Origin of the sequence: Pseudomonas kitaguniensis (genome assembly GCF_049199985.1) — a bacterium.
In the GTDB taxonomy this organism is placed as follows: Bacteria; Pseudomonadota; Gammaproteobacteria; order Pseudomonadales; family Pseudomonadaceae; genus Aquipseudomonas; species Aquipseudomonas kitaguniensis.
On sequence record NZ_JBLZPT010000002.1, the window covers coordinates 160957 to 174027 of the forward strand.

Annotated in this window: 7 protein-coding genes; 5 read left to right on the top strand and 2 right to left on the bottom strand. The window is 62.0% G+C overall.

From position 1 onward, the window contains the following. A complete protein-coding gene (gene cra, locus ACOZK9_RS04680) occupies nt 1-996 on the bottom strand; it encodes a catabolite repressor/activator (RefSeq protein ID WP_058412740.1) in 996 nt (331 codons plus the stop codon). Between the two features lie 292 nt (nt 997-1288). Between cra and ptsP the strand changes: the two genes are divergently transcribed. The 4 genes from ptsP (at nt 1289) to ACOZK9_RS04700 (ending at nt 8630) form a co-directional block, all read left to right on the top strand. Then, nucleotides 1289-4153, top strand: coding sequence for a phosphoenolpyruvate--protein phosphotransferase (ptsP, locus tag ACOZK9_RS04685; RefSeq protein ID WP_421555366.1), 2865 nt, complete (start codon nt 1289-1291; stop codon nt 4151-4153). Then, nucleotides 4154-5095: a 1-phosphofructokinase gene (pfkB, locus tag ACOZK9_RS04690; protein ID WP_421555367.1), complete on the top strand. Its 942-nt coding sequence runs from the start codon at nt 4154-4156 to the stop codon at nt 5093-5095. It abuts the gene before it with no gap. A gap of 11 nt (nt 5096-5106) precedes the next feature. After that, complete coding sequence (locus ACOZK9_RS04695; protein WP_152748939.1) at nt 5107-6828, top strand: fructose-specific PTS transporter subunit EIIC; 1722 nt, start codon at nt 5107-5109, stop codon at nt 6826-6828. Between the two features lie 260 nt (nt 6829-7088). Continuing rightward, the gene (locus ACOZK9_RS04700) at nt 7089-8630 is read left to right on the top strand and encodes an alkaline phosphatase D family protein (RefSeq protein WP_421555368.1); all 1542 of its coding nucleotides are present in this window, start codon (nt 7089-7091) and stop codon (nt 8628-8630) included. 47 nt (nt 8631-8677) lie between these two features. Here the strand turns inward: ACOZK9_RS04700 and ACOZK9_RS04705 are convergent, their stop codons facing one another. After that, nucleotides 8678-11203, bottom strand: coding sequence for a PepSY domain-containing protein (locus tag ACOZK9_RS04705; protein WP_421555369.1), 2526 nt, complete (start codon nt 11201-11203; stop codon nt 8678-8680). Nucleotides 11204-11558: 355 nt separating this feature from the next. Here ACOZK9_RS04705 and ACOZK9_RS04710 point away from each other — a divergent pair, with 355 nt between their 5' ends. After that, on the top strand, nt 11559-13040 hold the full coding sequence (locus ACOZK9_RS04710; protein WP_421555370.1) for a M10 family metallopeptidase C-terminal domain-containing protein: 1482 nt from the start codon (nt 11559-11561) through the stop codon (nt 13038-13040). The last annotated feature ends 31 nt before the right edge of the window (nt 13041-13071 follow it).

Consider the following 13071-nt stretch of genomic DNA (forward strand, 5'->3'; position numbering starts at 1 on the left):
TCAGGCCTCGTGAATTCGCTGCTTGAAGGTTCGGCCGATGGCCTGCACGCCTGGCGTGTACTGTTCTTCCTCAATGGCAGCCAGGGCCAGGCGCAGGGCGGTGTCGGCGATCAGCTGATGTTGCTGAGCCATGGCGTTTACCGGCAATGGCAGAAAATCGAGTAGTTGAGTGTCACCGAACGTGCCCAGGCGCAGTGGCTGCGACTTGAGCGGAAAGTCATGCAGCGCATCGAACACGCCTTGCAGCAGCACGTAGGAAGTGGTCACCAGCGCGTCAGGCAAATGCCCCAGTTGCTCCAGCAGTTTTTCCATCAGCTGTCGGCCGCAGTCGCGACTGAACGCCTCGCCTTGTTCGACGATGATTTCGCCGCTGAAGTCGTGCAGCGCTTCGCGAAAACCTGCGGCGCGTTCCTGGCTGATGCTCAGCTCGGGGCGCGCACCGATCAGCGCGATCTGCTTGGGCAGCGGTTGCAACAGGCTGCTGGTCAGTTGCTGGCAAGCCTGGCGGTCGTCGCTGACCACTGAACAAAACTGCTCAGGCTCCATGACCCGGTCGATGGCAATCACCGGCAGGCCTTTGGCTTGCAGTTCGCGGTAGCTGTCATCGCCGGCCGGCAAGCAACTGGCAACAAACAGCGCGTCGCAGCGCCGAGCGCGAAACAGTTGCAGCAGTTGGCGCTCGCTGTCCGCCTCGTCGTCGGAGCTGGCGATCAATAACTGGTAACCTCGCGCCCGCGCACCTTGCTCCAGGAGCTTGGCGATGCGTGCGTAACTGGGGTTTTCGAGGTCCGGCAGGATGAAGCCCAAGGTGCGCGTATGCCGACTGCGCAGCCCCGCCGCTTGAGGGTTTGGGGTAAAACCATGAGCTTGAACCACCGCGCGCACCCGCTCGACGGTTGCGCTGCTGATGCGTTGCTGTTCGGCTTTGCCATTGATGACATAGCTGGCGGTGGTCACGGACACACCGGCGAGACGTGCAATATCACTGAGTTTCAAACCGGGATTTCCTTGTTTTTTAGAGCCAGCCCCGACATTTTGTCCAATCGTAACCGATTACGGCACACGACCAATGGGCAGGCTCAAGCGCCGAGTGGTCCTTCAAGCTTGCATAATTAACGCGTAACCTGCCATAAATTCTAGATTAAACGTTTCAGCCAGCGTATTTTTACGACGTTCGCGACTGACTGGCTACTGCCAACTGACCAATCAGTCATTTACTTTGAACGCCTTGTGCGGATTTATTCAAAACAATACCTAGTGCGCCCATCGCACTAACTAGGAGAACGGCATGCTTGAGCTCACTGTAGAGCAGATATCCATGGGCCAGGTGGCTGTGGACAAATCTGCTGCCTTGCACCTGCTCGCTGACACACTGGTGGCCGATGGCCTGGTCGCCGAGGGCTACCTCAGCGGCTTGCAAGCCCGTGAAGCCCAAGGCTCGACCTTTCTCGGCCAAGGTATCGCCATCCCGCATGGCACCCCGGAAACCCGCGACCAGGTATTTTCGACCGGCGTGCGCCTGCTGCAATTCCCCGAAGGCGTGGATTGGGGTGATGGCCAGATCGTCTACCTGGCCATCGGCATTGCCGCCAAGTCCGATGAACACCTGCGCCTGCTGCAGCTGCTGACCCGCGCGCTGGGTGAGACCGACCTCGGCCAGGCGCTGCGCCGTGCCGGTTCCGCCGACGCCTTGCTGAAACTGCTGCAAGGCGCGCCGCAGGAACTGGCGCTGGATGCGCAGATGATCAGCCTCGGCGTGTCCGCCGATGATTTTGAAGAACTGGTATGGCGCGGCGCACGCTTGCTGCGCCAGGCCGACTGTGTGAGCAACGGCTTTGCCGCCGTGTTGCAACAGGTTGACGCACTGCCACTGGGCGATGGCCTGTGGTGGCTGCACAGCGAGCAGACGGTGAAGCGCCCCGGCCTGGCATTCGTCACCCCGGACAAACCCATGCGTTACCTCGGCCAGCCGCTCAATGGCCTGTTTTGCCTGGCCAGCCTCGGTGAAGCGCACCAGGCTTTGTTGGAGCGTTTGTGTGCCTTGCTGATTGAAGGTCGCGGCCAGGAATTGGGGCGTGCCACCAGCAGCCGCGCGGTGCTTGAAGTGCTCGGCGGCGAACTGCCGCCTGACTGGCCGAGCGCGCGCATTACCCTGGCCAACGCGCATGGCCTGCACGCGCGGCCGGCGAAAATCCTCGCGCAATTGGCGAAGAGTTTTGACGGCGATATTCGCCTGCGGATCATTGATGGCCCGGTGGGCGCTGTGTCGGTGAAAAGCCTGAGCAAGTTGCTAAGCCTCGGCGCTCGTCGCGGCCAAGTGCTGGAATTTGTGGCCGAGCCGACGATTGCCGGCGATGCCTTGCCCGCCTTGCTGGCGGCGGTAGAAGCAGGCCTGGGCGAAGACGTCGAGCCGCTGCCGACCGTGAGTGCGCAACCTGCAACGGTGGAGGTCGAACCACAACCGGTGATCAGCGCGCCGCAGGCCGGCAGCCAACTCCAGGCCATCGCCGCCGCGCCCGGCATCGCTATCGGCCCGGCACATATCCAGACGCAACAGGTGTTCGATTACCCCTTGCGCGGCGAGTCCTCCGCCATCGAGCGCCAGCGCTTGCAGGATGCGCTGAGCGACGTGCGCCGCGATATTCAGGGCCTGATCGAGCGCAGCCAAGCCAAAGCCATTCGCGAAATTTTCATCACTCACCAGGAAATGCTCGACGACCCGGAGCTGACGGACGAAGTCGACACCCGCCTCAAGCAAGGCGAAAGCGCTGAAGCGGCGTGGATGAGCGTGATCGAAGCCGCCGCCAAGCAGCAAGAGTCGTTGCAGGACGCCTTGCTCGCCGAGCGCGCCGCAGATTTGCGTGACGTTGGCCGCCGCGTGCTGGCACAACTGTGTGGCCTGGAAACCGCGCAAGAGCCGAGCGAACCTTACATTCTGGTGATGGACGAAGTCGGCCCTTCGGACGTTGCACGCCTGGACCCAGCCCGCGTTGCTGGCATCCTCACTGCGCGTGGCGGCGCCACGGCGCACAGTGCAATCGTTGCGCGTGCCTTGGGCATTCCCGCTTTGGTCGGCGCAGGCGCGGCGGTGCTGCTGCTGGCTTCCGGCACGCCGTTGTTGCTCGACGGCCAGCGCGGCCGCCTGCATGTGGCCCCTGATGCGGCCACGCTGCAACGCGCGACCGTGGAGCGCGACACCCGTGAGCAACGCCTGCAAGCCGCCTCGGCGCAGCGCCATCAACCGGCGTTGACGCGTGACGGCCACGCCGTGGAAGTGTTCGCCAACATTGGCGAAAGCGCCGGTGTTGCCGCAGCGGTAGAGCAGGGCGCCGAAGGCATCGGTTTGCTGCGCACCGAATTGATTTTCATGGCGCACCCGCAGGCGCCGGATGAAGCCACTCAGGAAGCCGAATACCGCCGCGTACTCGACGGCCTTGGAGGTCGCCCGCTGGTAGTGCGCACCCTCGACGTGGGCGGCGACAAACCGCTGCCTTATTGGCCGATTGCCCAAGAAGAAAACCCGTTCCTCGGCGTGCGCGGTATTCGCCTGACCTTGCAACGCCCGCAGATCATGGAAGCGCAACTGCGCGCGCTGCTGCGCTCGGCGGATAACCGCCCGCTGCGCATCATGTTCCCCATGGTTGGCAGCGTCGATGAGTGGCGTGCAGCGCGTGATATGACCGAGCGCTTGCGCCTGGAAATTCCGGTGGCCGACTTGCAACTCGGGATCATGATCGAAGTACCTTCCGCTGCGTTGCTCGCGCCGGTCTTGGCCAAGGAAGTCGACTTTTTCAGCGTCGGCACCAATGACCTGACCCAGTACACGCTGGCCATCGACCGTGGCCACCCAACCCTGTCGGCGCAGGCCGATGGCTTGCACCCGGCGGTGCTGCAACTGATCGACATCACCGTGCGCGCCGCGCATGCCCATGGCAAATGGGTGGGCGTGTGCGGCGAATTGGCGGCGGACCCGCTGGCCGTGCCGGTGCTGATCGGGCTGGGTGTGGATGAGTTGAGTGTGTCGGCCCGCAGCATTCCTGAAGTGAAGGCGCGGGTGCGTGAATTCAGTCTGAGCGAGGCCCAGGGCCTGGCGCAAAAAGCGCTGTTGGTGGGTTCGCCCGCTGAAGTGCGTGCCCTTGTGGAGGCCGTGTAAATGGCGAAGATTTTATGCCTGACGCTGAACCCGGCGTTGGACCTTACGGTACGCCTGGCGCGGCTGGAGCCGGGTGCAGTCAACCGTAGCGAAACCGTGCTCACGCATGCCGCCGGCAAGGGTGTGAACGTGGCGCAGGTGTTGGCCGACTTGGGCCATAACGTGAGCGTGGGTGGGTTTCTTGGCGCGGCCAACCCCGAGGCGTTTGATGCATTGATCGCCAGCCGTGGGTTTGGCGATGCGTTTATCCGCGTGCCGGGTGAAACCCGCAGCAATATCAAGATTGCCGAACAGGATGGCCGGGTTACCGACATCAATGCGCCGGGGCCAGAGGTCAGTGAACAGGCGCAAGAGGCGTTGCTCAAACTGCTCAAGGTGGTCGGCCCGGCGTTCGACGCGGTGGTAGTCGCCGGCAGCTTGCCGCGTGGCATCAGCCCGCAGTGGTTTCAGGGCTTGCTTGCGCAACTTAAAGCACTGGGTTTGAAAGTCGCCCTGGACACCAGCGGTGAAGCGCTGCGCGCCGGTTTGAAGGCTGGCCCGTGGTTGATCAAACCCAACACCGAAGAACTCACCGACGCGCTGGATTGCCCCACCGATTCGATCGTGCAACAGGCCGAGGCCGCCGAGCGTTTGCACGCCCAAGGCGTGGAGCATGTGGTGGTGTCGCACGGTGCCGACGGCGTCAACTGGTTCAGCCCGGGCACCGCGCTGCATGCCACGCCGCCCAAGGTCAGCGTGGCCAGCACGGTCGGCGCCGGCGACTCGTTGCTGGCCGGGATGCTGCACGGCTTGCTGAGTGTTGATCTGCCGGAAACCACCCTGCGCCGCGCCACGGCGATTGCCGCGATGGCTGTGACGCAGATCGGTTTTGGCATCAGCGATGACGCGCAGTTGGCGCATCTCGAAAGCGGCGTCCATGTGCGCGCGCTGACAGAACAATAAGAGGGTTTGTGATGAAATTAGCCATTGTTACTGCCTGCCCGAACGGCATGGTCACCAGTGTGCTGTGTGCGCGTTTGCTGGACGCCGCCGCGCAACGCATGGGCTTGCGCACCAGCGTTGAAGTGGTGGACGTGCAGCGGCCCGAGCGCCAGTTGTCGCAGGCCACGCTCGACGACGCCGAATGGGTGTTGCTGGTCAGCAGCACACCGTTGGACATGCAGCGTTTTGTCGGCAAGCGGGTGTTCCAGAGTACGCCCGCGCAGGCGTTGGCGGATGTCGACGGCGTGCTGCGTCGGGGCGCCGAAGAGGCGCAAATCTACGTCGCCAGCCAAGCCCCGGCGGCGGCTGCGAACGCCCCGCGTATCGTCGCGATTACCGCATGCCCGACCGGCGTGGCCCACACCTTCATGGCCGCCGAAGCCTTGCAGCAAACGGCCAAGCGCCTGGGCTATGACTTGCAGGTCGAAACCCAAGGTTCGGTCGGCGCACGCACGCCGTTGAGCCCGCAAGCGATTGCCGATGCCGACGTGGTATTGCTGGCGGCAGACATCGAAGTCGCCACCGAGCGCTTCGCCGGCAAGAAGATTTACCGTTGCGGCACCGGCATTGCCCTCAAGCAATCTGAAGCCACGCTCAACAAAGCCCTCGCCGAAGGCGCGGTAGAAAGTGCGGCCAACGGCGCGGTGGCCAAGAAGTCGGAAAAAACCGGCGTCTACAAACACCTGCTCACCGGCGTGTCGTTCATGTTGCCAATGGTGGTGGCAGGCGGCTTGTTGATCGCTTTGTCGTTTGTGTTCGGCATTCATGCCTTTGAAGAAAAAGGCACCTTGGCGGCGGCACTCAAAACCGTCGGCGACCAGGCCTTTATGCTGATGGTGCCGCTGCTGGCGGGCTACATTGCCTACTCGATCGCCGACCGCCCCGGCATTGCGCCCGGCATGATTGGCGGGTTGCTGGCGGGTACGCTGGGCGCCGGTTTTATCGGCGGTATTTTTGCGGGTTTCCTTGCTGGCTACTGCGTTAAATTTATCTCGCGCGCGGTGCGCTTGCCGCAAAGCCTTGAGGCACTCAAGCCGATCCTGATCATCCCGTTGCTGGCAAGCCTGATCACCGGCCTGGCGATGGTCTACCTGATCGGCCCTCCGGTTGCACGGTTGCTGACCGGCCTGACTGATTTTCTCAGCACCATGGGCACCACCAACGCGGTGCTGCTGGGCATTTTGCTGGGCGGCATGATGTGTGTTGACTTGGGCGGGCCGATCAACAAGGCCGCGTATGCGTTTTCGGTCGGCTTGCTGGCGGCGTCCAGCGGTGCACCGATGGCGGCTACCATGGCTGCGGGTATGGTGCCGCCGATTGGCATGGGCATAGCGACCTTGCTGGCGCGCCGCAAGTTTGCCCAGACCGAGCGTGAGGCGGGCAAAGCGGCGATGATTCTGGGCATGTGCTTTATCTCTGAGGGCGCGATTCCGTTTGCGGCCAAAGACCCGCTGCGGGTGATCCCGGCGAGCATCGCCGGTGGCGCGTTGACCGGCGCTCTGTCGATGTACTTCGGCTGCAAGCTGGCGGCGCCACACGGCGGCTTGTTTGTGCTGATCATTCCTAACGCGATGAACCACGCGCTGCTGTATTTGCTGGCGATTGTGGCCGGCAGTGTGCTGACGGGGTTGGTGTATGCGCTGACCAAGCGCCCTGAGGCGGTCGAGTTGGTGGTGGCTCCGGCGCAGGTCTGAGGCGCTTGCCCCACGAATCCGAGCCCGCGTGCGGCCATCGAGGTTTAACCGGGCGCTTCTCAGATCAAAGGCAGATTTGCTTTTTGTGGGAGCGGGCTTGCTCGCGATGCAGGCACCTCGGTACATCAGCAATACCCAGTGGATGCCATCGCGAACAAGCCCGCTCCCACAGTTGATTTGCATCGGCCTGTAATCAGTGTCACATCCGCTTCATGCGCCCGTGCTTAAGTGGCCCTTTTGATACTCAAGAGGGCACCTGCATGAGCCACTTCGACCTCGGCCGTCGCCGCGTGATGCAAGCCGTTGGCGCCGGTCTGTTGTTGCCGGGCCTGGCACCTGCGGTGATTGCCTCGGTGAAAGACCGGCCGCAACTCACCGACGGCGTGCAGTCCGGCGATTTGCTCGGCGACCGCGCGATGATCTGGAGCCGCAGTGACCGCCCCGCGAAAATGGTCGTGGAGTGGGACACCCGCAGCGTGTTCAGCAACCCGCGCAAATTCATCTCGCCGCTGGCCGACAGTCGCACCGACTTTACCGCGCGCGTCGAACTCACCGGGTTGCCCGTCGACCAAGCGATTTTCTACCGCGTGCACTTTGAAGACGCCCAGACCGGCGTCGCCAGCGAGCCGTGGTTCGGCCACCTGCGCAGCGTGCCGCAACAACGCCGCGACATTCGCTTTGTGTGGAGCGGCGACACCGTTGGCCAAGGCTTCGGCATCAACCCGGACATCGGCGGCATGCGTATTTACGAAGCCATGCGCTTGCGCTTGCCGGATTTTTTTATCCACAGTGGCGACACGATCTACGCCGACGGCCCGGTGCCTGCACAACTCACCGTGGAAGACGGCCGCGTCTGGCGCAATATCACCACCGAAGCCAAGAGCAAAGTCGCCGAAACCCTCGACGAATACCGCGGCAATTATCGCTATAACTTGCTCGATGAAAACGTGCGCCGCTTTAACGCCGAGGTGCCGCAGATCTGGCAGTGGGACGACCACGAGGTGATCAACAACTGGTCGCCGAGCAAGCAACTCGATGAGCGCTACACCACCCGCGACATCAATACCTTGGTCGGCCGCGCGCGCCAGGCGTGGCTGGAGTATTCACCGATGCGCCGGCAGAGCGCCGACGGCGGCGGGCGCATTTATCGCAAACTCAGTTACGGCCCGTTACTGGATGTGTTCGTGCTCGACATGCGCAGCTATCGCGGCCCCAACGACGACAACCTGGGCGGTGAAAAACCGTTCATGGGCCGTGAGCAACTGGACTGGCTCAAGCGTGAGCTCAAGGCCTCTCAGGCGCAGTGGAAGGTCATCGCCGCCGACATGCCCATTGGCCTCGGCGTGCCCGACGGTGAAGTCAGCCCCGGCGTGCCGCGCTGGGAAGCCATCGCCAACGGCGACCCCGGCCCGGCGCAAGGCCGTGAGCTGGAAATTGCCGAGTTGTTGGGTTTTTTGCGTGCGCAGAAGGTGCGCAACCATGTGTGGCTGACGGCCGACGTGCACTACTGTGCGGCGCATCATTACCACCCGGACCGCGCGGCGTTTCAGGATTTCGAAGCGTTCTGGGAGTTCGTCGCGGGGCCCTTGAACGCCGGGAGTTTCGGGCCTAACCCGCTGGATAAAACCTTTGGCCCGGAAGTGGTATTCGAGAAGGCGCCCCCTGCGCAGAACACATCGCCGTTTGCCGGCTTTCAGTTTTTTGGCGAAGTACACATTGATGGGCAGACGGCCGAGTTGACCGTGACCTTGCGTGACCTGGACGGGGTCTCGGTGTTCGAGCAAACGCTGCAACCTGCCTAACATGATCGTTCCTTACGCGCAGCGTGGGAACGATCATTTGAGGTGGCTCAGTACACATCGCGGCGATAGCGGCCTTGCTCAATCAAGCGCTCCACCGCTTCGCTGCCCAGCACCTCGCGCAGCACTTGATCGACGCCCGTCGCCATCCCTTGCAAGCTGCCGCACACATAAATGGCGGCGCCGTCCGCCAGCCATCTGCGCAGCACATCCGCCGATTCGCGCAGGCGGTCCTGTACGTAGATTTTCTCGGCTTGGTCGCGGGAAAACGCCAGGTCCAGCAGCGCCAGATCACCGCTCGCCAGCCAGCCTTGAAGCTCATGCTGGCACAGGTAGTCGTGGGCAATATTGCGCTCGCCGAAGAGTAACCAGTTGCGTTGCCGGCCCTCGGCAATGCGCGCTTTGAGCAAGCTGCGCAGCCCCGCGAGGCCGGTGCCGTTGCCCAACAGTATCAGCGGCACCGGTGCTTGCGGCAGGTGGAAACCACTGTTGCTGCGCAGGCGCAAGCTGATGCCTGAACCGATGGCGGCGTGTTCGGTCAGCCAGCCGGAGCCCAGGCCCAGGCTGCCATCGGGGTGACGTTCCTGGCGCACGATCAACTGCAACACGCCGTCACTCGCGATCGAGGCGATCGAGTATTCGCGCAGGCCCAGCGGCACCAATGCATTGACCAAAGCTTGTGCGTGCAGGCCGACCAAGTGCGCGCGGTTGTGCGGCAGTTGGCGGGCGGCGAGGGCTTGGCTGAGCGTTTGCGCCGTGCCGTCGATCAGCACGCCGTCACTGCCCTCCAGGCCCAAGCCTGCGAGGAAGTGCTCGATGGCCGCTGCGCTGTTGCGTGGCAGCACGTCCACCAGGTCGCCGGCCGACCAGCTGTGCGGCGACGGCGGTGTGAGGCTGAGCAAGTAGATGGCTGCACCGACGCTGTCGCGGTTGAGCAGGGCGCGCGCGCTCAGGGTCCAGTGTTCGAACGGTGCCGTTTGCCAGGCCGCCGCCGGGGCGTGGCCGGTGAGTTGGCCCAGTTGCTGTTGCCAGGTCAGCAAGGCTTGTGTGTCGCCGCTGTCGACTTCCACCGGGGCGAACAGCGGGTTGCCGCCCTGGTGGGTCAGCCAGAAGTGCAGGCGCCGCGCAAAGCCGCAGAAGTGTTGGTACTGGCGATCACCCAGCGCCAGTACCGCGTAGTTCAGGCCTTTGAGGGACAGGTCCTGACCGAGCACACTGCGTTCGAAACCACGGGCGCTGTCAGGCGCTTCGCCGTCGCCGAAGGTGCTGACCACAAACAGCGCATTGTGCGACTCGCGCAGCGCATCCTGGCTGATGCTAGCCAAGGGCTGCACGTTTACCGGCAGCCCGGCCGCCTGCAGTTGCCCGGCAGTTTGCCACGCAAGCTGCTCGGCGAAGCCGCTCTGGCTGGCAAAGCCGATCAACCAAGCCGGGGCGTCGCTGTGGTTGGCACCAAGGCCTTTGCGCGCATCCCGTACCTGGCGTTTTTTGCGGCGACGGTCGAGGTACAGCAGCCAGCCGGTGATAAAGAACAGCGGCATGCACAGCGCGCTGACGGTGAGGATGATGCGCCCCGCCAGGCCGAAATAACTGCCGGTGTGCAGCGCATAAATACTCGTCAGCAGTTGCGACTTGAGGGTTTTGCTGGCGTAGCGGTCGTGGCGTTGCAGCTCGCCAGTGGCCGGGTCGAGGGTGATCTGGTTGGTGGCGCGGTCATGCGGCGATGATTTGAGCAAGTAATACACGGTAGCCGGTTGCCCGGCGACGGCCGGCATACGAATGTTGTAAGCGCTCAGTTCAGGCCCTGCGTTGCTGTAGATGCTGCTCCAGATAGCGTCGTAATTGGCCACCGGCGCCGGGCCTTCGGGTGCCGGGCCGCGCTTGCGCATGCGTTCATTGTTCGGTGCGTCGGAGAGCAGTTTGGTCAGCCCCTGGTTGTACCAATCGTAGGACCAGGACAGGCCCGTCAACGCTGCCAACAGATAGAACAGCAGGCACCATGTGCCGAATACCGAGTGCAAATCCCAGTTGAAACTGCGGCCCTTTTTACGCCAGTCGAGTGTCAGCCAGGCACGCCAGCTCGCCACTTGGCGCGGCCAGCGCAGGTACAGGCCGGAGAGGCAGAAGAACAGCAGGATCAGCGTGCAGGCGCCAGTGATTTGCCGCCCGGTTTCGCCCATGGCGAGGAAGCGGTGCAACTGCAGCACAAAGCCGAAGAAGTCCTGCCCGACGGCGTCGCCCATGTAATCGCCGGTGTACGGGTCGAAGTAGCGCATCTGGCCACGGCGCTCGCCCGGCGGCGCGCTGAAAAGCACGCGCGCGGCGTTGCCGCTGTCGCTTTCCACCCACAGCATCGCCACGTTTTTGCCTTCGGTCGCCTGCAGCTTGCGCACCAGTTCGGCAGGCGGCAGCACGCCGGCTTCACGCTTTTGCACGCTGAGTACCGTGGGGTTAAGCGCCCGTAGAATTTCATCCTGAAACGACACCGCCGCCCCGGTGATCCCCATCAACGCCAACACCAGCCCGGCGGTAATGCCGAAGAACCAGTGCAACTGGAACAGGGTTTTCTTCAACACGTCTGACGGCCTCGCTGAGCGATTAGTAGGTTACGGCGCGCATTATGCCGTGGGTTATCGAGAAATATTCTGTTTTGCGCACAAATGCTCCACGCAATGGCCCGTGGGCCACGAAATCGGCGCGGCGATACTCAATTGTTTGTGAGAAGGCACCGTTCATATCCGCAACGCTACAGCTACTGCCTATTCCTCCTACGGTCACGAACGCCGGTGAGCTACAGCAGAAGTTGGCCGTATCGAATACGTTTGCGGACAACGCTGATAAGCCCGTGGCGGTACTCGTGGCACGCTCGTGCCTCGTTTCCAAAATGGATTGCACGTTGCCCTCAAGGCACGCCAGGAGTATCTCTTTATCATGCGAATCAATCAGGCGCCGGTTTCTACCGGATATGACGTTGTTCAACGAGCTCACGAAGAAAATAAACGCGGCGGTGAAAAAAGGTCTGAAGATGAGGACCCATCGCTGACCAGCGCACAGGCTGCAGATCGGCTTAACCGCGCCGGCAGCCGCTGGCGTGACAGCAACCGGAATGGCAAGACTGAGCTTTCATTTGAATTTACCACTGCACCGCCACGCGGCTTCAGAGAATTCAAGCGTATAAACAGCAAGTCCGGGATCGACAAAGTCTTGCCGCTGAGCTTGTTGCACAAAGCACTTATCAACAAGGCGCATCAAGAGTATGCCGATGTTGCCAATCTGACTTTCACCGAACAAGCACGCGGCGCCAGTGAGGGGCATCTGACCTACAGAGGTTTCGGCATTGGCAACAACGCCTCGACCATTTTGGGCTCTGCTCAAAAACCGAACCCGCGCTACCCAGAGGCACAGGGCGCGGTCTGGCTACGTCTTGCAGAGCAGACGAGCGGACCGCGCAACCCGGCTAACGCTGATAAAAATGACATGATTAACGAAAAATGGCGTTCAGTCATGATCCATGAGCTAGGGCACGGCCTTGGTTTGGATCATCCGCACGGTGATGAAAATGAAAGGCTTGAGCCGCAGTATTATGCGGAGGATTTGAGAACCTACACGGTCATGAGCTACGCCACGCCCTTTCTGAACGACGCTGAGGAGAGTGTCCACCCCGTCAGCCTGATGATGGATGACATGCGGGCAATCCAGGCAAAATATGGTGCCAACTACGCCACGCGCAACGGTAATACCACTTACGGTTTCAACTCCAATACCGATCGTGACCAGTACAGCCTGAAAACGGCCCAGGACAAACCATTGTTCAGCGTGTGGGATGGCGGTGGCTGGGATACCCTCGATTTTTCCGGGTTCAGCCAAGATCAAACGATCAACCTCAATGCGGGCTCGTTTTCTTCAGTGGCAGGGTTGCAGGGTAACGTCGGTATCGCCCATGGTGTGACGATTGAAGAGGCCAGAGGTGGCCAAGGCAAGAATACGTTGATCGGTAATGCGGCCTTCAATGTCCTGCGGGGCGGCCGCAGCGACGACATTGTTTATGGCGGCAGTGGCGGGGCGCAGATGTGGGGCGGGGCGGGTGCCAATACCTTTGTGTTTGATGCCACGTCCAGTGGTAAGCCTAATCTGGTCATGGACTTCGTCAGCGGCAAGGACAAACTCGACCTGTCTGGCGTGAGCCGACAATCAGGTCCGCTGAACTTTGTTTCCAGGCTGCCGATTGATCGCAGAAAACAACAAGACCCGAACAACCCGACGTTTATGACTAAACCGGGTGATGTGCTGGTGAACTACGACCCCAGGGTTCAGCGAACGCTTTTAAGGATGGACACCACGGGGGATGGCAGGCTGGACCTGCAGATTTTTGTCACCGGCAAAGTAGATGTCCGCAAGGATATTTTTGTATAAAAAAAGCCCATGACACGTCATGGGCTTTTTG